Genomic DNA, 22,791 nt, shown 5'->3' with positions numbered 1-22,791 from the left:
GTTAATTACTCCTGCGCCATTAATTGTTTTACTATTTCATCACCTACTTGTGAGGTGGTAGATGCGTTCTCTCGCTTATCATCAGGAAGGAGTTCGCCTGTAAGAACCCCCGCTTCTAATGTGGCAATAACCGCTTTTTCGATAGCGTCGGCAGCATCAGTTAGGTTCATACTGAAACGCAACATCATGGCGGCAGAAAGCACCTGTGCAATTGGGTTGGCAATACCTAAACCTGCTATGTCAGGTGCAGAACCACCCGCTGGCTCGTATAAACCAAAGCCATCTTCATTCATACTAGCAGAAGCCAATAAGCCCATAGAGCCTGTCATCATGGCACATTCGTCAGAAACGATGTCGCCGAATAAGTTTGAACACAGCATTACATCAAACTGCGCTGGGTTCTTCATGATTTGCATTGTCGCGTTATCAATGTAGATGTGGTCAAGCTCTACATCAGGGTAGTCTTTTGCCACTTCTTCAGTCACTTCGCGCCATAAGCGGCTGGTCAGTAATACATTGGCTTTATCGACTGAAGTTACTTTACCACGACGTTTCTGTGCAGCTTCAAAAGCGGCAACTGCAATACGGCGAATTTCGCGTTTGCTGTAACGCATAGTGTCATAAGCAAACTCTTCTTCGCCTTCACCTTCGCGACCCTTGGGCTGGCCAAAGTAAATGCCGCTGGTAAGTTCACGAACCACCAACACATCTACACCCGATTTAGCAATGTCTTCACGCAGTGGAGACAAGGCTTCTAACCCAGGATAAATGCGGGCAGGGCGTAAGTTACTGAATAAATCAAAATGACTACGCAGTGTTAGTAACGCAGCGCGCTCTGGGCGCTGTTCTAACGGTAAGGTGTCCCACTTAGGGCCGCCAATACTACCAAATAAAATGGCATCGGCTTGCTCACAACCTAACAAGGTTTTTGAGGGCAGGGCTTCACCTTCAGTATCGATAGCATAACCACCTACAGGGTAGGCTGTGCGGTTAAATGCTACGTTGAATTTCTTTTCTACCGCATCTAAGACCTTGTTAGCCTCTTGCATTACTTCTGGGCCTATACCGTCTCCGGCTAATACGGCAATTGAGAACTGGCTCATTTAAACTCCTGCAACGCGTTCTTGTTGATTTTTCTGCTGGTCAATTTGATCAGCTAAATAAGTGTTGTTTAGTACGAAAATAAGGGCTTTAACACCAGCTTCAACAATATCGGTGGCAAGACCAATGCCGTGGAAACGACGCCCTTTATAAGTGGCGATTACACTTACTTGTGCTAGGGCATCGGCCCCTTCGCCTTTTGAATCTAATTTGAAGTCTACAACTTCAACATCTTCATGGCCCAAGATGGCTCTAATCGCATTGTATGCTGCATCAACAGGGCCGTTACCAATACTAGATTGGATAATCTCTTCTTCACCTACCTTCAGTTTAACCGTCGCGCTTGGAATGATTTCTCTTCCTGACGTTGCTTGAAGGTTCATCAATTGATAGTGAGCGTGGTCGTGCTTTTGCTTATCGAAGAATAATAAAGCTTCTAAGTCGTAGTCATAAACTTGACCTTTCTTATCAGCCAACTTCAAGAAGGCGTCGTAAACCGCTTCTAAGTCGTAATCTTCTACCTTGTAACCCAATTCAGTTAAGCGATGCTTAATCACATGGCGTCCTGAACGAGAGGTTAAGTTTAGGTTGTTTTTATTAATACCTACACTTTCCGGTGTCATGATCTCATAGGTATTTTGCGCTTTTAATACACCGTCTTGGTGAATGCCCGATGAGTGACTAAATGCGTTCGCACCTACAATGGCCTTATTCGCTTGAACGGGCATGTTACACAATTGGCTAACCAACTTAGACGTACGCGAAATTTCTTGCGAATTGATGTTGGTGTTAATACCCAACATGGCTTGACGGGTTTGCAAAATCATTGCAATTTCTTCAAGGGACGCATTACCCGCACGTTCACCAATACCGTTAATAGTACATTCAACTTGGCGTGCACCTTGTTCTACAGCGGCTAACGAGTTAGCTACTGCTAAGCCCAAATCGTTGTGGCAATGCACAGAGATAATGGCTTTATCGATATTTGGAACGCGGTTAAACAACTGCTGAATAATGCCGCCGAATTCTGTTGGCGTTGTGTAACCTACCGTATCGGGAATATTCACCGTGGTAGCGCCGGCATTGATGGCGGCTTCTACCATACGGCATAAATAGTCTATGTGAGTACGGCCAGCATCTTCACATGAAAATTCAACGTCATCAGTGTATTTGCGAGCATGTTTAACTGCTGCAACTGCCATATCTACTACTTCATCGTGAGATTTACGTAATTTCGCGCCTACGTGAATTTCTGATGTAGCAATGAAAGTGTGAATTCTAAATTGCTCAGCCACACTAAGTGCCTGTCCGCAGGCATCAATATCGCCTGCCAATGCACGAGATAAACCACAAACTACAGAGTTCTTAACTTCTTTTGCGATCATTTGAACCGAGCGGAAATCACCAGGCGATGAAACAGGAAAACCTGCTTCAATGATATCAACACCTAAACGTTCGAGTGCTAGAGCGATCTGCAGCTTTTCTTTGGCACTTAAGCTTGCAGGTAAGGCCTGCTCACCGTCTCGCAATGTGGTATCAAAGATTTTCACTTGATTTGTCATAACGCTCTCTCGTTTATAAAAGTTAAAAAAAAACCCGTGCTAAGCACGGGTTTCTGTGTAATTAATCGCTGGTCGCAATCTACCCGTGCAGTCTTGCTGCCATAAGGAGTAGAGTTAGAAGAAAGCGATTGCGCATCATTTGCGTATTTTCTTTGCCGACCAGTTGATAGCGACAATGTACCGATCCACGCCTTTAAGGTCAACCTTTGATTCTAATAATGCGTATAAATTTTGGTTATAAATAATGGTTTTTTGAAAATAGGGTTTTTATCCTACTTTTTGTTGTAATTTAACACTTTCATTTCACCTGCTTTGAATCCAGTGGGTAAAAAGCGGGTCGTTAGGATGTATATACTAATTTCATCAAATTGGTGAAGCGCTGGTATTGCCTGTTTAATTTGCCAAATTGCGATGGAATAGCGAAATTTGCTGCTTAACCAAGGCGTATTGTTTTAGTGATTTTGATAGGGTAAATCACTTACTATCTTCTTGAGAGAAAAATGATGAAGCGCGCTATTTTTTCTTTAGGTTATTCGTTTCTTATCTTCACGTTTTCAACCATTGTTTTTGCAAAACCCTTTTCGAAAAATCTAACCGACTTCGAGTATCCCTTTGATGTTCACACTTTGACATTTGAATCTCAAGGGCAGGGATTGAACATGGCATACATGTATTTGCCGGCAGAAGAAGGGCAACCAACAGTACTGTTGTTGCATGGTAAGAACTTTGCCAGTAGTTATTGGGAAACGACAGCTAATTGGCTACACAATCAAGGATATGGGGTGGTTATTCCTGACCAAATTGGCTTTGGCAAATCAGATAAGCCGGTTAATTATCAATACAGCTTTGCAGCATTAGCGAATAATACCAAAGATTTGCTCACCTCTTTGAATCTAGACGATGTGATTGTGACAGGTCATTCAATGGGCGGCATGGTGGCATCGCGATTTGCACTGCTTTTCCCTGAAATGACGAGCAAATTGATATTAATCAACCCTATAGGATTAGAGAATTATCTGCATTATGTTGAGTACAAAGATGTGGAATTTTTCTATCAAAATGAACTGAAAAAAACGCCTGAAGATATCGTTAATTATCAAAAGAAAAACTATTACGATGGTGATTGGAATAGTACCTATGCGGAACATGCTAGTTTTCTAACAGGGTGGATTGAAGGTGATGATTGGCCTCAGCTAGCCAAAGTGAGTGCATTGACCTACGACATGATATTTACTCAACCGGTTATCGAAGAATTCGGTAATTTACAAATACCTGTCACCTTAATTTTAGGTTCACGGGATAGAACCGGACCTGGGCGAGGTTGGAAAAAAGAGGGCGTTACGCGAGAGTTAGGTCGTTACGATAAACTTGGCGCTGAAGTTAAAGCCCGCAACACTGCCATAACGGTGAAAGAGCTTGACGGTTTGGGGCACTTACCACACGTTGAAGCCTTTTCTCGCTTTATAAAGCGCTACGAAGAAGCGTTGGATTAAATACCGACACTGTGCAGGGAAGTATGTATCAAGGTAATCATTGCGTTGTTGTTAAAGCCTGCCATAGGTGTGCCTTAAATAAGAACTCGGCTTAACCTTTCAGGGTGAAATTTTTCCAGTTTATGTGAGTAGACAGACGCATTTCTCGCAATGAAAGTGCTCGAGGTGCTCCCTTCGATTTATGTCGCCACATATGTCCGCTGCACGCAGATGCCATAATTGCCGTCGTAGGTTTTAGAAGTTGCCGTTTTAATACCGCATTTGCGTCGGTGAAGCAGGGAGTGTCTTTTTCTGGGGTGTACTGATTGGTTTCAATCTCACTATGCGCCACCTCGCCGTCAAGAGAAAACCATCCGTGTTTATTAGTATGAAGCGTGTTTGTGGTGCGGTTCACGCTATCTATTGAGTCGAGCTCTATATGCATACCTTCTAGCGTAGTGATGCATATCGGTACAACCAAACCGTAATCTGCATATTGCCTATACCACTGATATTTTTTATCAATAGATTGGGTGATCCCAGGGCACTTTCCAGGTTGCTTGATAAACCAACTTCCATTGTGGGGATCGATGTCTAGCGGTGAGTTATTGTCAATGAGGTATCGCGCCACACTTCGAATATGGTGGGGCAGGCCGGCTAATCGGCGGCGCAGTATCGACACATTGGCTGGGCCCTTGTGCGCGATAAGCAAAAGCTCTCTTTCGTATAACGCAGTACAAATTTCAGTGAACTGTGGTTGTGCACCACCTAGCTCGCCTGAATTGCTAAAAAAGCCTGATTGTGTGGAAGACGTATGTCCGTCGGATGCCATAATACTGGTAAGACAATAAAAAAGACGCAATAAACCTACGTTAGCAGGATTTAGGCTGGGTATCCAGAAACCCAATGCTACCAACTAATAAATATAAGTCACAGTTTGGCAGCAGGAGAATTATAGGCTGCGTGACTGAATTAACAGCCTTGAAACGCTAACTAGTTTTTCTGTAATGAATGCCCACAAATGAAAGTATCTATCCCGCCAGCGTACGGCAACAATAGCCATTAACATTTTACATTACCAATCTAGTCGCATCGAATATATTTATATAAGCAATTAGTATTACCACTTTCGAATTGGTCTTCATTTGACGAATCAATACTAAAGAATAATTATTTAATTTATCTCACGTTTTTTACCTAAAAAATAAACTCAAATTGCAGTCATTTATAGCTAACCGTCTGATAACTATAAATTAGTATCTGATTTGGATGGTGGGTGCTTTTATTGGTTAGTTGTTGTGTTGTTAATTGGCATTACAATTTATGTTAATGAGTCTGTGTTTTTGAGTGATCAAAGGTTGACCATTGTATGTTTTTCGTCTAGCTTTGTAATCATTTTGTAAATGAAGTGTATCTTTAATAGTGCAGGATGTAACCACACATAACTTAGCAACGCTGTTTTGAAAGCCTAAAAGCTCGGTTCAAAACGCTGCAAGAGGAAACACACATGGGACACAAATTATCTAAAATTACCTTAGCGATGTTATCTGCAACATCGTTGAGTTTTGCCACTTCTACCCTTGCTCAAGACGCTCAACAAGAAGCTGAAAAAGACGTAGAAGTTATACAGGTTTCTGGTATTCGCGCCTCGCTTGCCAGTGCACTAAACGAAAAACGTTTTACAAACAATTTAGTAGAAGTCATTGAAGCTGAAGACATTGGTAAATTGCCTGACCAAAACTTAGCGGAAGTGTTAGAAAACATCACGGGTATACAAATTACGCGTGAAGCGGGTGTTGGAACAGGGGTTCAGATTCGTGGTACCGACGCTAACCGAACAGAAATAAACGGCGTATCTACAGTGAGTTCAGGCGCAGGCCGAAGCGGTATCGATTTTGAAGATGTGTCAGCAGCAATTATTGCCGGTTTGGAAGTTACCAAGTCACCAGATGCGAAAACAATTGAAGGTTCTGTTGGTGGTACCATCAACCTTAAAACAATTCGTCCTCTTCAATTAACTGAGAGATTGACGTCGATTCGTATTCAAGGTGAAAACAGCAGCTTGTCTACAGACAGTGGTTTCCAACCTCATCTTTCAGCGACGTTTGGTGATAACTGGGAAAACGATCACGGTAAATTCGGTGTGGTAGTGAGTGGTAGTTATTCGGAGCAAGATGTATCGGCGTTCAGACCACGTGCTGACCGAGATAACTTAATTGCATCAGATAGCGGCGTGGCCAGTGCGCAATCCTTCGATTTCCTACCCATTCAGTTTTTCGTACAAGATTATGATAACTACGAATATGAAACGAAAAACTTTGTAGGTACCTTTGAATGGCAGCCAAACGACAACACTAAGTTTTTCTTCGATGCAATCATCAATGACCAAGAACGTTTGCAAGAAAGCTCACGTGTTCAAGCGTCAGGCGTAAGTGCACTTAACGATATTTCAGTACCGGATGCCTTCGAAACGATTAATTTCGGTTCTTTAGGTGGCACTGATTTAGGTTCAATGCAGGCTGCTCTTCGCGGTGTGATTCCAGTGAATCTTGATAACGATGACGACGATCCTAATCTTCGTTTGTCTACCGATACAAATTCTCGTATTACAGAGAGCCAAATCTTTAGATTAGGTGGTGAGTGGCAAGGCGAGAAATGGTTTGTAAGTGCTGAAGTTGCCTCTTCATCTTCAGATACTACCACTCCTAGCTTTAATACTACGCTTAACTTTATCAACCCCAATGCACCGCTAGATGCTGGTGGTGGTAACGACAACAGTGTTCCGTTTGAATATGACTTATCTGGCGGTTCACTAGCGTTCGGAATTGCTTCTGGTGCAGAATACGCACCAACAGTAGAACAGCTTTTAGACCCTGCTAACGTTGTTTTACGTGATGTGAATATAGGTAGAGATACCACTGAAAACTCAGAAGATGCGATCCGTTTTGATTTTTCTTATTACGTAGACTCGATGATCACGTCAGTCGACTTTGGTTATCGCTACAATAAATCAGCGAGCACCCGTGACGATGTTAACACCAGTGTTGGTTTAAGAAGTATGGAAGACAGTCCTCGAGGTGATTTATTCTCTGAATTACTAGTCGCTGGGCCTAATAACTTCAACGATGCGGATGGTCGCGAACTTTACGTTAGAGATTTCTTAATCATTAACCCTGAATTAGTGGCTTCAGATCCAGATGGCGTATTAGCTACACTACAACAAGCTATGGACGCACACGGTTCGACGGCTACATTGAATGCGCCAACATCAAGTTCATCAGGTTTCTTCGACATCGAAGAAGAAACACATGCACTTTATGCGCAAGCAAACTTTGAATATGAGATGTTCCGCGGTAATTTTGGTTTGCGTTATTTGCAGACAGACGTTACCTCTGTAGGTAACTCAATTACTGTTGACGGTGATGGAAACGAATTGGTATCGCAAGTAACTAATACCGGTGATTATGATTTCATTCTACCTCGATTAAATATTGTTGCTGATGTGGCTGATGATGTTGTCCTTCGCTTCGGTGCCGGTAAAGATATACGCCGACCTGACTTCGACGACTTATCTACTTCAGTAACATTTAGCACAAGCCCTAACCCAAATGTAGCTATCGGTAACCCTGGTTTAGAGCCTGAAGAAGTAACCTCTTTCGACTTAGCGGCAGAATGGTACTTTGCTGAAGCGAGCGTGTTAAGTGTTGGTATATTCCATAAAACACGTAAAGCGCTTCATGTTGACCAGATTGTAAGTGCATTTGAAGATCCAGTAACAGGTTATCGTGATCTTACCGACCCTTGTGAAGGTGGCGGTGTGTTTAACCCAATTGCTGATATCAACGTTTTTGGACCTGAACTAGGCACAGGTATTTGTGTAGGTACAGAAACTAAGATTAACGACGCTGGCGAAACCACGCAAAAAGGTATCGAAATTGCGGTTCAATATGACCTTTCAGGTTTTGAAAAAGAACTTGGTTGGGCTTCAGGTTTCGGTGTACTTGCTAACTACACGATTCAAGAGTTCGATGGTGGTGATTCAGAGAATACAGCCACTAGTCGTGCGGCAAATGTATTTGCAGCTTCTACGGGTATCGATGATATTGAAGTGTCAACAGTTCAAGGCTTACTAAACTTATCTGAAAATGCCTATAACTTTACCTTGTACTACGAGAAGTTTGGTTTGTCAGCCCGTATGCGTTACACATGGCGTGAAGCGTACCGCTCGGACGACTTCGGAAGCACATCTAGTTTCCCTTGGGGTTTCCCAGTAGTTCAGGAAGACCGTGGTCAGCTTAACGCTAGCATCAACTACGACGTGAACGAAGACTTGAACATAGGTATTGAGGCGGTAAACATTACTGAATCAGAAGTTGAGCAGTCTTGTATTAATGAAGGTGCACTGTTGTGCTTCCAAGGTCTTACCGACCGCCGAGTGACTTTAGGTGCTAACTACCGCTTCTAAATAGCGTGTAGCTTCGCTAACAACACTAAAATTGAAATACCCCAGCACGAGCTGGGGTATTTTTTTGTCTTAAATTAAGCTCGCTAGTCCTTAATTATTGTCATCTTTTTTGAAAGGGACGTTATTGAAGGAGCATTATTGAAAGGGTGTTAGGAAAAGGCTTCAAGCAGACACAAAAAAGCTGCGTTAAGAGACCATAAAATATGGGCCTTAACACAGCTTTCAATTAGATAAGTAATAAGCGCTTATTTAATATAAGCGCGTGCTATTACTGACCTTTAATTTCAGAGCGACCTTTATAAGTTGCAGCATCACCTAGCGCTTCTTCAATGCGAAGAAGTTGGTTGTACTTAGCAACACGGTCTGAACGACATAGTGAACCAGTTTTGATTTGGCCAGCTGCAGTACCTACGGCTAAATCAGCAATAGTGGCGTCTTCTGTTTCGCCTGAACGGTGAGAGATAACAGCCGTGAAGCCTGCATCTTTCGCCATCTTAATTGCGTTCAAGGTTTCAGTTAGTGAACCAATTTGGTTGAACTTGATAAGGATTGAGTTACCAATACCGTTATCAATACCACGCTTAAGAATCTTGGTGTTAGTTACAAACAAATCGTCGCCAACAAGTTGTACTTTTTCGCCAATTTTATTGGTCAAACTTGCCCAACCGTCCCAATCACTCTCGTCTAGACCATCTTCAATAGACACAATAGGGTACTTGTCAGAAAGGTCAGCTAGGTAATCACCAAAGGCTTCAGAATCGAAGCTCTTGTCTTCACCAGACAATACGTATTGACCATCTTTGTAGAATTCAGATGCCGCACAATCGAGTGCTAGCGTAATATCTTCATTCATTTTGTAGCCAGCGTTTTCTACTGCTTCAACGATAACCGCTAGCGCTTCAGCGTTAGAGCTAAGGTTTGGTGCGAAACCACCTTCGTCACCAACAGCCGTGTTTAGGCCTTTAGCAGAAAGTACTTTCTTCAGTGAATGGAAAATTTCAGCACCCATGCGAAGGGCTTCTTTGAAGCTCTTTGCGCCTACTGGCTGTACCATGAATTCTTGAATGTCTACGTTGTTGTCAGCGTGCTCACCACCATTGATGATATTCATCATAGGTACTGGCATCGAGTATTGACCAGGAGTGCCGTTAAGATCTGCAATGTGCTCGTAAAGGGCAACGCCTTTCTCTAAGGCCGCTGCTTTAGCTACTGCTAGCGATACCGCTAGAATGGCATTTGCACCATGAGTTTCTTTATTTTCTGTTCCGTCTAGGTCAATCATGATAGCGTCAATATCAGCTTGTGCTAGTGCGTCTTTACCTAAAAGCGCAGGGGCAATTTCATCGTTAATAGCGGCTACGGCTTTCATTACGCCTTTACCTAAATAACGAGACTTGTCACCGTCACGAAGTTCTAATGCTTCGCGGCTACCTGTTGAAGCACCAGATGGAGCAGCAGCACGGCCCATAACGCCTGATTCTAAGTACACATCGGCTTCAACGGTAGGATTACCGCGTGAGTCCAAAATTTCGCGACCAATAATGCGACTAATTTTCGCCATGTTTTTTCCTTAACAATTGTTTGGAAACACAAACGGGAGCAAGTGTTCCCTTATTAGAAATTAATGATTCTCTTTTTGATACTGTCCAGCAGCAGCGACAAACCCTTTAAATAATGGGTGTCCATCACGAGGGGTTGACGTAAATTCAGGGTGGAATTGACCCGCGATAAACCAAGGATGGTCAGGTATTTCGATAACTTCTACAAGTCGTTTATCAGTGGACAAACCACTTACCTTTAACCCGGCGGCTTCAATTTGTTCACGAAGGTTGTTGTTAACTTCGTAACGATGACGGTGGCGCTCGTAAATTTCACCACTGCCATACATTTCATGCACCTTAGTGCCCTCAATTAAGTGGCAAAGCTGACTGCCTAAGCGCATAGTGCCGCCGAGGTCTGAATTTTCACTACGTATTTCTGTGGTACCTGCTTCATCAAGCCATTCTGTAATTAAACCAACAACCGGATACGGTGTCTCAGGATCAAATTCAGAACTATTGGCATCTTCCATACCCGCTACATTACGCGCAAACTCAATAAGCGCTACCTGCATACCTAGACAAATACCTAAATAAGGCACTTTGTTTTCACGGGCATAGCGTGCAGCGGCAATTTTGCCTTCGATACCGCGCTCACCAAAACCACCAGGCACTAATATAGCATCTAGTTTTTCTAAAATTTGCGCGCCTTTACTTTCAACGTCTTGAGAGTCGATATAGTGGATATTTACGGTTAAACGGTTCTTCAACCCAGCATGTTTAAGGGCTTCATTAACTGACTTATAAGCGTCCGGCAATTCAACGTATTTACCAATCATACCGATGTTAACTTCAGCAGTAGGGTTAGACTCTGCATAAAGCACTTGTTCCCATTCAGATAGGTCGGCTTCTTTACAGTCTAAACCAAAGCGGTCTACCACAAGTTGATCCATACCTTGCGCTTTAAGGGCAGCTGGAATGCGGTAGATGCTGTCTACATCTTTAAGCGAAATTACCGATTTATCGTTTACGTTAGTAAATAACGCAATTTTAGAACGCTCAGTAGAAGGAAGCGCGCCTACAGAGCGGCACACTAAAATATCTGGTTGTATACCAATAGAACGGAGTTCTTTCACCGAATGCTGTGTTGGTTTCGTTTTTACTTCGCCTGAAGCTGGCATATAAGGCACTAAGGTTAAGTGCATGTACATCGCTTTTTCTCGACCTAGTTCGGTGCCTAGTTGACGAATTGCTTCTAAGAAAGGTTGTGATTCGATGTCACCTACCGTTCCACCAATTTCAACAATAGCCACATCGTGGCCTTCAGCGCCTTCAACCACACGGCGCTTAATTTCGTTGGTAATGTGTGGAATAACCTGAATAGTGGCGCCTAAGTAGTCACCTCGACGTTCACGTTTTAGTACTTCTTCGTATACCCGTCCGGTAGTGAAGTTGTTACGCTTGGTCATACGGGTGCGAATGAAACGCTCGTAGTGGCCAAGGTCAAGATCGGTTTCTGCGCCATCATCGGTAACAAATACTTCGCCATGTTGAATAGGGCTCATGGTGCCTGGGTCGACATTAATATACGGGTCGAGTTTTAACATGGTGACGGTGAGCCCGCGAGCTTCAAGAATTGCGGCTAACGACGCAGCGGCAATACCTTTACCTAGCGATGAAACTACACCACCGGTGACGAAAATATAATTTGTCATGCGAAACCTAGAACGTTGAGTTGTATTGGGTAAATATGAGTGTAGTTTAGGAACTAAACTACCCATACTTTGGACGGGTTAATAGTATACGCAAGTTAGTGTGAGCAAACAATCTGTTTGCCCACACAATCGCTTCTTTTACCTATTTGAGCGTGGCTTTCGCCGCAAGCGCTGTTTTTTATGACTGACTTAAACGCTTGAGCGTGTAAATAAGGTCTAGTGCTTGGCGTGGTGAAAGTTCATCTGGGGATAAATTTTCCAATGCTTCTACAACCGGATGGGGTTTATCTGGGAACAACAGTTGTGACTGAGATTGTAAGGAACCATGCGCCGTTGACGCTGCTTTTTTGTTGGCGCGTCTATCGTGCTGCTTGCCAGTTTCATCCCCAATGTTAGATGATTTATCAGTTTTAACATCAGCACTGGATTCAGTTTCAGAAATAAGATGCGCGTTTTCCAAAATAGCGAGTTTTTGCTGCGCCGCTTTAATAACCGGCTTAGGTACACCTGCAAGTTGTGCAACCTGTAAACCAAAGCTTTTACTCGCCGCGCCATTTTGTACGCTATGCATAAACCGGATGGTGTCGTCGTGCTCTACCGCATCCAAATGTACATTAACTACACTTTTCTCGGTATCAGGTAACTCGGTAAGCTCAAAATAATGGGTTGCAAATAGGGTATAAGCATTCAGCTTTTGGGCGAGATAGCTGGCGCATGCCCATGCGAGCGACAAGCCATCGTAAGTACTGGTGCCGCGGCCAATCTCATCCATTAAAACTAACGAATGCTCGGTGGCATTGTGCAGAATGTTGGCGGTTTCCGTCATCTCTACCATGAAGGTTGAGCGACCAGATGCTAAATCGTCAGAAGCGCCAATACGAGTAAATATTCTATCAATTTTACCAATATGGGCGTTTTGTGCGGGCACATAGCTGCCAATATACGCTAATAGTGCAATTAACGCGGTTTGGCGCATGTAGGTTGATTTACCGCCCATGTTAGGGCCGGTAATAATAAGCATGCGCTGGCTATCGTTGAGTGTTAATGGGTTAGCAATGAACGGGTCTTTCATAACCTGTTCCACCACAGGATGCCGACCTTCTTCGTAGGTCAGCGCACTTTCCATACTTAATGTTGGCCGATACCAATCCAGACTTAACGCGCGCTCGGCAAAACAGCATAATACGTCGAGTTTAGCCAGCGCCGCAGCGGTTTCAATTAACGCATTTAAGCTTGGCGCGACTTCATCGAAAAGTGCTTCATAAAGCTGTTTTTCTAGGGCTAGAGCACGACCTTGACTGGTAAGTACTTTATCTTCGTGCTCTTTAAGTTCTGGGGTGATAAAGCGTTCAGTATTTTTAAGCGTTTGCCTGCGAATATATTCGGCGGGTGCTTTGTCGCTATTGGCACGGCTAATCTCGATAAAGAAACCGTGAACCCGGTTGTAGCCTACTTTTAGGGTTGAAATGCCCGTGCGTTCACGTTCGCGTTGCTCCATGGCGTCAAGATAATCAGTAGCACCTTGAGACAATTTTCGAAGCTCATCTAATTCGCTATTAAAGCCTTCAGCAATAACCCCGCCATCGCGAATAACCACAGGCGGGTTATCGATAATAGCGTTATTTAATAAAGCTTGTAGTTCTGGGTAAGTACTGACGGCCTGTTTTAATTCATTTAGCTGTGCAACGTTATACGCCCCCAACGCTTCTTGAAGGTCGGGTAGGGTATTCAACGCGTTTTTAAGTCTAGCGAAATCCCTAGGCCTTGCTGAACGCAATGCCAAACGTGCCATTATGCGTTCAATATCGCCAATCGTTTTTAAATGACCGCGAATAGCATCTGGCTCATTGTCGATAAGTGCTTCAATGGCATCTTGACGGTTATGTAATTCGTGTTGATCGGTAATAGGCGAGTGAATATAGCGTTGTAGTAACCGGCTACCCATGGCGGTAGTGGTCGTATCCATCACGCTAAACAGGGTATTTTCAATGCCGCCGGCTAAATTGTGGGTAAGCTCTAGATTTCTGCGGGTAGCTGCATCTAATTGTACGCGGCTGTCTTGCTGTTCTTTTTGAATACGGCGAATATGGGGAAGGGCTGTACGCTGGGTATCTTTCACATATTGAAGCACACAACCGGCGGCGCCAATGCCTTTGGTTAAATCTGATACCCCAAACCCCGCCAGTTCTTTCGTTTGAAACTGAGCGGTTAATTGTTCGGTGGCGGTATCGATATCGAATTCCCACTCGGGCCGCCGACGCAAGCCTTTACGCTGTTCAATCAAGGGTAAGCTTTCAAAGCCTTCAGGATAGAGTAGTTCAGCAGGATTAATTCGTTGTAGTTCACCTAACAAGGCATCGTCAGTGTCGCACTCGACCACTACAAACCGGCCACTGGTTACATCTAATGTAGCCACGCCGTAATGCATACTGTGGCCGCAAACTGCCGCTAGTACATTATCGCGGCGTTCTTCTAATAAGGCTTCATCGGTAACCGTACCTGGGGTAACAATGCGCTGGACTTGGCGCTCTACAGGGCCTTTGCTTGTAGCTGGGTCGCCAACTTGTTCGCAAATCGCTACCGACTCGCCCATTTTCACCAACCGGGCTAAATAGCTTTCAACCGCGTGGTAAGGAACGCCAGCCATAGGAATAGGATCGCCACCGGATTTGCCCCGTGCGGTTAATGATATATCAAGCAGTTCTGCGGCTTTCTTGGCATCGTCGAAAAACAACTCATAAAAGTCGCCCATACGGTAAAACATAAGAATGTTAGGGTGCTGCGCCTTTATCGTTAAATACTGGCGCATCATAGGAGTGTGTGATTCCAAAAAATGCCTCGTGCTTTTTTTATTGCTGCTACTTGCGATAACTCAATTTGTTATATTAACAGAAGAATTATTAACAGAAGAGTGATTAAAAGAGCAGGAGTGCTAAAATAATCGCTTTTCGTATTTGCTGTGTATTATTGATACGAGTATGGAATTTTCAACCATTTCCTGAACTCATTAGTTAAGTGGTAGCTCTCACCAATGAGTACATCGGCACAGCTTAATGCTTCAAATTAATGCTTCAACGGCCGATGCTGATGATAGCGCTGATAGCAATAAAGGACATTCATGGTATCTGACAATACAACAGAGATGGTGACCGCGTTGGGTAATGCGCTTCGCCGTAAAAGCTGGACGGTTTCAAGCGCAGAGTCTTGCACCGGAGGCGGCGTTGCGTTCGCCTTTACCAGTATTGCTGGCAGTTCAGACTGGTTTAACCAAAGTTGGGTGACGTATTCAAACGACGCTAAAATGCGTGAACTAGGTGTGAAACCAGAAACCCTCAATGCGCATGGTGCGGTGTCGATGCAGACCGTTGGAGAAATGGCGGCGGGCGTTAAGTACAAGAGCGACGCGAATGTTGTGGTAACCGTAAGTGGAATTGCAGGCCCAGGTGGCGGCAGCGAAGAAAAGCCTGTGGGTACAGTTTGGTTTGGGTTTATCTGTGGTGCTAAATCAGAAACGATTAAGCAGGTTTTTGCTGGAGACCGCGAGACTGTTCGTCTGCATGCAATAGAATTTGCGATTACCCATCTATTGGCGATGTTGGCTGATTGAACAGACGATCATCTAAGATGCTACTAATAAGAACCCAACAAGCAAAATAAAATGAAAACTCAGGTTGAAACTGTATGCTTGTACAGTATAGAATGCACGCAACACTTGGTAAGGTGTCGGTAAGCAAATGTTGATGCAATGAATGCTAGCTGTATGGATGAATAATACTGTTAGTAAAGATAGTTAGTATAAATAGCAAAGGCAGCTTCAACAAAGACATCACCAACTAAAGAATTTAACCGCTAATCCTAGAGGATATTGACGTGGACAGTAATAGATCTAAAGCTTTAAGTGCCGCACTTGGGCAAATTGAAAAGCAGTTCGGTAAAGGCGCTATTATGCGTTTAGGCGACAACCAAGCGATGGACATTGAGGCTATCTCTACTGGTTCACTCACCATTGATATTGCTTTGGGCATAGGCGGCTTGCCATGTGGTCGTGTGGTAGAAATTTACGGACCTGAAGCCTCGGGTAAAACGACACTTACCTTGCAGGTAATTGCAGAGGCTCAAAAGAATGGTAAAACTTGTGCCTTCGTAGATGCTGAGCACGCACTTGATCCAATTTACGCGTCGAAGCTAGGTGTAAACATCGATGAGCTTTTAGTTTCTCAGCCTGATACGGGTGAACAAGCGCTTGAAATTTGTGACATGCTGGTTCGTTCTGGCGGTGTTGATGTCGTTATTGTTGACTCGGTTGCTGCCCTTACGCCAAAAGCGGAAATTGAAGGTGACATGGGTGACTCACACGTTGGTTTGCAAGCGCGATTAATGTCGCAAGCATTGCGTAAACTCACAGGTAACATCAAGCGTTCAAATACCTTGTGTATCTTCATTAACCAAATTCGTATGAAAATTGGTGTAATGTTCGGAAGCCCAGAAACAACAACTGGTGGTAACGCACTTAAGTTCTACTCTTCAGTACGTTTAGATATCCGCCGTATCGGTGCGGTCAAAGAAGGCGATGAGGTAGTAGGTAACGAAACTCGCGTTAAAGTAGTGAAAAACAAAGTAGCACCGCCATTTAAGCAAGCTGAATTCATGATTCGCTACGGCGAAGGTATAAGTAAAGAAGCTGAGCTTATCGACTTAGGTGTTAAGCAGAAATTGGTTGATAAGGCCGGTGCTTGGTACAGCTACAAAGGTGATCGTATCGGTCAGGGTAAAGCGAACGTAATGAAGTTCCTAAAAGAAAACCCAGCTATTGCCGATGAGATTGAAAAACAAATTCGCGCTGAGCTACTTTTACCTAAGACAGTGAAAGTAGAAGAAGCACCTGCTGCAGAAGATGATCAGCAGTAGCGACTAAACTGACTATAAAATAGCGCATTTGTGTTATTTAAAAGCCCACCAAATGGTGGGCTTTTTTGTGTTCAAAAAACATACTTCTTAACACTTTAATTCTATATCTTGGATTGAATTAAAATAAAAAAACAGTAAAGCTGTAATAAAAATAGAAAGGCAAAGACTAGTACTGTAAGCATTCGATTTAAATAATAAAAAAAGGGAAGGGATAATGATTGATATATCTAGTCTTGCTAAACGCTTTGAGGTGGAGAACCCCAAAAAGCTAAGTGAGCAAGAGAAAAAGGATCCACGATTAAAAGGGCGCTACTTTCAATCAGTGAAGGATGTATCGTTTTCATGTGGTCAAGGAGAAGTGCTTGGTTTGCTTGGCCCTAATGGAGCAGGAAAAACCACTACATTACGCATGCTTTCAACCGCACTTAAGCCAGATAGCGGCACCGTGGTAATTGATGGTGAAGACGTGCTAGCCAACCCAATAATTGCGCGTAAAAAAATAGGGTTTCTGTCTAGCTCAACTGGTTTATATGGCAGACTGACTGGGCGAGAAAATATTGCTTATTTTGGCGAATTACATGGCATTACTAAATCGATAATTTCTGCACGTATTGAAGAAATGGCTGACTTACTCGACATGCAGAGCTTTTTAGATAGACGCGCAGAAAACTTCTCATCTGGTATGAAACAAAAAACAGCCATTGCCCGCGCTGTTATTCATGAACCTTCCTTAGTTGTGCTTGATGAGCCTACTACAGGCTTAGATATTATGGCCACCTCAACAGTGATGGACTTTATTCAGCGCCTTAAAGATAAAGGAACGCCAGTTATTTTTTCTACCCATCATTTGGATGAAGTTCAAATGCTTTGCGACCGTGTAACGGTGATCAATCAAGGCGAAAGTGTATTTAACGATTCCCTTGCCGCTTTTAGTGCGCTATCTGACGGACAAATGCATAAAAGCTTTTTGCACACTTTAAAAATGAATACAGCGGAGGTGGGGCAATGTGGTTAATTTTTAAAAAAGAATTCAAAGAGTTATTGCGCGACCGTAAAACTATTATTTTCATGATTGTGTTGCCTTTACTGCTTTTCCCATTAATTTTCGGTGTCGCCATGTTTTTCATGAATTCCGCCGCTGAAAAGGCCGAAAACGTTGTATTGAAATATGCCATTGTGGGCGAGCAATATGCGCCAGAGATGTCGCAACAATTCGCTAATGAAGCTGACAAATTTACGATGGTGGATATCCAAGGTGAAGCTGACTATGCCAAGCTCATTAAAGATGAAACACTAGACTTTGTTCTAGTTATCCCAGAAACCTTTAACAACGAGGTTCTCACTTCTGGTCAGCATAAGCTGCAATTGTATTTAAATGACGCAGGCTTAAATAAAGTGTTAGGAAGAGTGTCTGAAATTGTCGATGTTTACACTGATGAATTTCAAAAAACGGCCTTTGCTAATTTAGGACTGAATGAGTCACAGCAGCAAGCGTTACTCGCGCCTATTGTCATTGAAAAAGAAAACATAGCGGATGATCGTGAAGTATGGGGTGAACGCTTGGGCGGGTTATTACCTTATTTCATTTTCATTTTATGCCTACAAGGTGCTATGGCACCAGCATCAGACTTAGGTGCGGGTGAAAAAGAGCGGGGTACGCTAGAGACACTATTAATATCGCCGATGGAGCGTTATAAACTGGTATTGGGAAAATTCTTTACCATCGGTGTCGCGGGTCTAATTACAGCACTTATCACCGTATCTTCCATGGCCATATGGGGCATAGTTTTGTCTCAAGGGTTGGCAATTGAATTTGTAGCAGAGGTGATGGCGATGATTGGCATCATTGATTTTGTGCTTATCTTTTTAATGCTAATTCCGGTGGTGGCAATATTTGCCGCGGTCTTATTGTCTCTTTCTATTTATGCTCGATCATTTAAAGAAGCCCAAAGTTATATGGGGGCACTTGTTATGGTAGTAGTTTTCCCTGTGTTAATTGCAATGATGCCGGGGGTTAAATTAGAAGGTGGTTGGATTTGGGTGCCACTCACCAATGTAGCATTAGCGATGAAAGAGTTATTCAAAGGCACTATGGATTATTTTGCCTTGTTCGGCATATTTACTTCTACAGTCGCCATCGCCGCCGCACTCATTGCATTTTGTGTGTACTGGTTTAATAAAGAGAAAGTACTATTTAGATAGTAGGGTAAATCAACCCAACATAACTTAAGATGAAAAGCAGCGACTTTGATAATTTCAAAGTCGCTTTTTATACCTCATAATTTATATGCTTAACCACACCTTCCCAGCCAGGCGGTATTTTTCCTTGTAGTACATAGGAATATGCTAGCAGTTCGGCGATAACAAAATACAACGATTCGGGTATATCTTGCCCTAAATCTAAGGTGCTAAGCACTTCGCTAAGATAGGGGTCTTCATGAATAAGAATGCCAGACTCTTCAGCCATGGCGATAATCGCTTCTGCAAGATCTCCGTAGCCTTTTGCGACAACTTTTGGGGCTGTTTTTTTATCGCCACCATCATACTTAAGCCCAATCGCACGCTTTGCTTTCTCACTCATACTCGTGTCTCAAAAATTTGATGTGGGCGTTTATTTAGTGTGTCAGGAATATGACCCCGCTGAAAACTCATTTTCTCGACATTCAGCCCTAAATCAGCCAATCGTCGTTCTAAATACGGCAAGGTATCAGCAACACGAGTCAGTACGGTTTCGTTGGAAGTATAGAGGTCGATGGTAATGGTATCGGTGTCTATCTTGGATTTAGCGAGGAGTTGGCCCGCATCACCGATATCTAGCTTCATTGTGACATTCCATAAACGTTTCTCGCCATCTTTGTCTTCTTTTCCGTGTTGTCGATCTGGCTCTCTTTGCACTAAAAGTTCAGCCGGTGCGTAATGTTGAGATACAGAAGGTAATGCATAGAAAAAACGATCTTGCCCCTGAACCCGGTTTTCGGCTTGAGCCACTTTGCTGTGTTGATGGTTCGCTAATAAGGTTTTTAAATTAGCCAGTAAGTTTGTGCGACTATCAAGATTGGCAACATCTTGCGCAACGCGGCTAGAGGGGGCAGAACCAGAGGTATTCGTTATTGTTTTACTTATAATGCTATCAGGTGAATCAATTTGTACTTTGAGAGATGGCTGTCTCGATAGTGCTCTACCCGCTAAAGACAGTTGTAACAATGCCACTAAACCTTGTACAAAATTAGAGGCGGCAATGGGGGACGTCAATGATAACGGCGTTACCGCGATAGCGGGAGCGTTAAGTAAACCATAAATGCGCGACGCTATAGATGAATCGGTATTATTTTGAGTCGCCTGCATGCTCTGTTGGTTGTTTGGCGTTGAGGTTTTTGCCTCTACATTATTTTTCTCTATATCCTGTGAACCAGTAACTTGATTTGCAGTTTTATCGTTTGTAGTGGGCGTATTTGAAGCTGCCCCAGTGTGATTACCTAGCGTATCTTTACCTTGAGTGGCAGTACCTTGAGTAGCAGTACCCTGAGAGCCTGTACCTTGAGAGGTATTGCTCTGTATAACATTACCGCGAATGCTGTTCCCCGAGCCACCGAGCAAAGCTATTAGCTGAAAAATGCCTTTTCGTAAACTGGTATCAACGTTACCTGTATTAATATCTCCAGCGCCCGTTTTTAAACTAACAGTATTGTCATTTGTAAAAGCGTTAGTCTCGTGGCTCGAGTTAGGTGAAGCAGGTGTGGTAGTTGCATTGGGTACCTGCGGTGTTACTAATGGTCTAGCACTGGGTAATGCGTTGCTGTTCATTCCTGTAATTTGCTTTGCAATTTGTCCTAATACGGCAGTGGTTTTATCGCTGCCTTCTGCAGTCCCGCTAAGTATTGATGTTAATTGTGTTAGCGCTTGTTGAGTGGACCCCGTCTGACTAAGTAATGCTCGAGATAAAGTAACAATAGCCTTGTGAACATCGGTCCCTTGTATCGAAGCACCTTTGCTATCTACCGCAGTTGAGAATTCTGGTGACAACGTAATTGATGACGAATTTGAAGCATGATTAGCACTGTCTGTTTTTGCTCGTTGAGCTACATTTTCACTACCATTTGCCGAAGTTTTTCCTGTAGTCTCAGTCAAAGCGGAACTATTTCCAGCCGTTTTTTCAATCCCTTTTCCAATCCCTTTTCCAACTATTGCTCCCACAGGAATAGCTAAAGCGCTAAGTTTGGTGGTAAGTTGCTCTGAAGCTCTTGGAATGACAGTACCGCTATCGGATGTGGGGAACGTCAATACTGCCTGACTGGCAGCGGAATACGATGTTAACGTATTGCCCTTAAGGCTGAGCATAGATACTTGCTGCAAAGTATTTTGTGATTGAATATTAGGGAGTAGCTTAGCGATGGCATCAGGCACATTCCCGTTAACAGGGTTACCATGCCCGAAGGCGATACCTTGGGAACGCAATGCATTGGTGAGCACAGTCGTAATTTTGCTGTCGGTCACTGATAGAGGCGCGGCTTGTAACGTGGAAGCTGCTGATTGAGTACCTTGACTCGCTAAGTTTGCTTGTTTCGCTGACGTTACTGAAACAGTCAATTTACCAGTATCACCAGGCACTTGATTAAGTGAAAGTGAAACCAGCTTGCCATTGTTTTTGATATCGGCGCTCAATTGCGCTGCGGCGTCAGGCTTTAGTGATAAATTTAACGGCTGACCATCTGCCAGCGTTAGACTCAGTTGATTACTCGTTAATTGCGTAACGGTTGCTTGCACGTCAACACGCATGCTTTGTTGTGGTGTCGGCATAGACGCCAGCATTGTCGCTAGAGAAAGTGAAAGGGTTTTAAGCTGCATCGCGGTAACTTGACTGGTACTCATGCCTGTTTCAGTGCTAATAAGGGCAGCTTGAGTTACTCCACCTTGGCTGAAAGAGGTTAATTGAGGGCGCTGTGGCGGCAATAAATCTGCGCTTTTCAACAGTGAAACCTGTGTTGCCGGTTGCCCTTGCGTTTGAATAGCAAGTATCTGTTCAGGCAATCGCGCCACCGTTACCTTTGCGGCGGTATCGAGCGCCGCAGCTTGGGATAAATTATTCAACACGGATGCTGCCGACGATTTCGACCCTGAAGTATCCTGAGTAATGTTTGAAAGCAGTGCGCTTAACTGTGATGTCATATGGAGCTTATCGGCCAGGGGAGCGACGAGTTTAATCCGTAATGGAAAGTATAGGTAATAAGCGGGGCATATCACCGTGTTTGTTGTTGAAGTAAATCATATTTAATCATAATTCGCGACTGCGAAAGAAACTTACTGTGATAAACTACGCCGGTTTTGAACAGTGAATAGTAAAGGAGCGTGTGTGTCCGATTTATGTGCATCTGGACTAACTTGCATAAAACGCGATCGTGTTTTATTTGACGATTTTTCGTTAAATCTTAATGCAGGGGAATTAGTATATTTGCGTGGGCCTAACGGTGCAGGCAAAACCAGCCTTTTGCGTATCCTTACTGGCTTAAGTTCGCCCGAATACGGTGACGTGACTTTCGACGGCGTGAATATCAGTAGCAATCCTTCATTATATTATCAAAATCTTATTTATTTAGGCCACAAAAGCGCATTAAATGGTGCATTGTCTGCCATTGATAATTTACGCTTTTGGCTAGCGCAACACGGTATTCAAAATCAAGATGTTACCCAAGCATCCGATATCGGATGCACCATTTATCAAGTGCTTGAACGCTTAGGGTTAGTTGGCCTTGAAGATGTGCCTGTCAGATTCTTATCTGCTGGACAACAACGTCGTGTTGCACTGAGTCGGCTTTGGCTCAAGAGTGCAACAGTATGGGTATTAGATGAGCCTTTCACCGCACTTGATAGCGCAGGTGTAATATTACTTGAGCGTAAAATGAAACAGCATGTGGCAGACGGCGGCATGATTATTACTACTTCCCACCAAGCGCTGTCTTCTGAAGCGGGTCCGCACCGCTGTGTCGATTTGGAGTACCGGTTTTGAATCCCTTACTACTCGGTATCTTCAAA

Annotated in this window: 15 protein-coding genes; 7 read left to right on the top strand and 8 right to left on the bottom strand. The window is 43.6% G+C overall.

Annotation, left to right across the window (positions count from 1 at the left end):
• Positions 1-5 precede the first annotated feature (5 nt).
• Together leuB and leuA are read right to left on the bottom strand one after the other, a co-directional pair.
• The gene (gene leuB / locus AMBT_RS13795; RefSeq protein ID WP_013785249.1) at positions 6-1,103 is read right to left on the bottom strand and encodes a 3-isopropylmalate dehydrogenase; all 1,098 of its coding nucleotides are present in this window, start codon (positions 1,101-1,103) and stop codon (positions 6-8) included.
• The gene (leuA, locus tag AMBT_RS13790) at positions 1,104-2,663 is read right to left on the bottom strand and encodes a 2-isopropylmalate synthase (protein ID WP_013785248.1); all 1,560 of its coding nucleotides are present in this window, start codon (positions 2,661-2,663) and stop codon (positions 1,104-1,106) included.
• A gap of 503 nt (positions 2,664-3,166) precedes the next feature.
• Here leuA and AMBT_RS13785 point away from each other — a divergent pair.
• Complete coding sequence (locus tag AMBT_RS13785; RefSeq protein ID WP_013785247.1) at positions 3,167-4,156, top strand: alpha/beta fold hydrolase; 990 nt, start codon at positions 3,167-3,169, stop codon at positions 4,154-4,156.
• A 91-nt stretch (positions 4,157-4,247) separates the two neighbouring features.
• On the opposite strand, the gene AMBT_RS13780 is transcribed toward AMBT_RS13785, so the two are convergent.
• On the bottom strand, positions 4,248-5,042 hold the full coding sequence (locus AMBT_RS13780) for a hypothetical protein (protein ID WP_232363144.1): 795 nt from the start codon (positions 5,040-5,042) through the stop codon (positions 4,248-4,250).
• 600 nt (positions 5,043-5,642) lie between these two features.
• Between AMBT_RS13780 and AMBT_RS13775 the strand changes: the two genes are divergently transcribed.
• A complete protein-coding gene (locus AMBT_RS13775) occupies positions 5,643-8,600 on the top strand; it encodes a TonB-dependent receptor (RefSeq protein ID WP_013785245.1) in 2,958 nt (985 codons plus the stop codon).
• 268 nt (positions 8,601-8,868) lie between these two features.
• Here the strand turns inward: AMBT_RS13775 and eno are convergent, their stop codons facing one another.
• From eno to mutS, 3 genes are all read right to left on the bottom strand, one after another.
• Complete coding sequence (gene eno, locus AMBT_RS13770; RefSeq protein WP_013785244.1) at positions 8,869-10,161, bottom strand: phosphopyruvate hydratase; 1,293 nt, start codon at positions 10,159-10,161, stop codon at positions 8,869-8,871.
• 60 nt (positions 10,162-10,221) lie between these two features.
• Positions 10,222-11,853, bottom strand: a complete 1,632-nt coding sequence (locus AMBT_RS13765) for a CTP synthase (protein ID WP_013785243.1) — start codon at positions 11,851-11,853, stop codon at positions 10,222-10,224.
• A 178-nt stretch (positions 11,854-12,031) separates the two neighbouring features.
• Positions 12,032-14,665: a DNA mismatch repair protein MutS gene (gene mutS, locus AMBT_RS13760; RefSeq protein WP_013785242.1), complete on the bottom strand. Its 2,634-nt coding sequence runs from the start codon at positions 14,663-14,665 to the stop codon at positions 12,032-12,034.
• Positions 14,666-14,971: 306 nt separating this feature from the next.
• On the opposite strand from mutS, the gene AMBT_RS13755 reads away from it, so the two are divergent.
• The 4 genes from AMBT_RS13755 (at position 14,972) to AMBT_RS13740 (ending at position 18,963) form a co-directional block, all read left to right on the top strand.
• Positions 14,972-15,460 carry a CinA family protein gene (locus AMBT_RS13755; RefSeq protein WP_013785241.1) on the top strand — a complete coding sequence of 163 codons (489 nt, stop codon included), beginning with the start codon at positions 14,972-14,974 and terminating at the stop codon, positions 15,458-15,460.
• 263 nt (positions 15,461-15,723) lie between these two features.
• Positions 15,724-16,761, top strand: coding sequence for a recombinase RecA (gene recA, locus AMBT_RS13750; protein WP_013785240.1), 1,038 nt, complete (start codon positions 15,724-15,726; stop codon positions 16,759-16,761).
• A gap of 214 nt (positions 16,762-16,975) precedes the next feature.
• Entirely contained in the window at positions 16,976-17,776 is an 801-nt protein-coding gene (locus tag AMBT_RS13745; protein ID WP_013785239.1) for an ABC transporter ATP-binding protein, read from the top strand.
• Entirely contained in the window at positions 17,767-18,963 is a 1,197-nt protein-coding gene (locus tag AMBT_RS13740) for an ABC transporter permease (RefSeq protein WP_013785238.1), read from the top strand. Before AMBT_RS13745 ends, AMBT_RS13740 begins: the two co-directional genes overlap by 10 nt.
• 67 nt (positions 18,964-19,030) lie before the next feature.
• On the opposite strand, the gene AMBT_RS13735 is transcribed toward AMBT_RS13740, so the two are convergent.
• Positions 19,031-19,342 (bottom strand): EscU/YscU/HrcU family type III secretion system export apparatus switch protein, encoded by a 312-nt coding sequence (locus tag AMBT_RS13735; RefSeq protein WP_013785237.1) that lies wholly within the window; start codon positions 19,340-19,342, stop codon positions 19,031-19,033.
• Positions 19,339-21,927, bottom strand: a complete 2,589-nt coding sequence (gene fliK, locus AMBT_RS13730) for a flagellar hook-length control protein FliK (RefSeq protein WP_013785236.1) — start codon at positions 21,925-21,927, stop codon at positions 19,339-19,341. The genes AMBT_RS13735 and fliK overlap by 4 nt, the downstream gene beginning before the upstream one ends.
• A 184-nt stretch (positions 21,928-22,111) precedes the next feature.
• Here fliK and ccmA point away from each other — a divergent pair, with 184 nt between their 5' ends.
• The gene (gene ccmA, locus AMBT_RS13725) at positions 22,112-22,765 is read left to right on the top strand and encodes a cytochrome c biogenesis heme-transporting ATPase CcmA (RefSeq protein WP_013785235.1); all 654 of its coding nucleotides are present in this window, start codon (positions 22,112-22,114) and stop codon (positions 22,763-22,765) included.
• Positions 22,766-22,791: the final 26 nt, after the last annotated feature.

The organism is Alteromonas naphthalenivorans, from assembly GCF_000213655.1.
GTDB lineage: Bacteria > Pseudomonadota > Gammaproteobacteria > Enterobacterales > Alteromonadaceae > Alteromonas > Alteromonas naphthalenivorans.
Note: the sequence above shows the minus strand (reverse complement) of the source record. Positions and strands in the feature narration are given on the sequence as shown.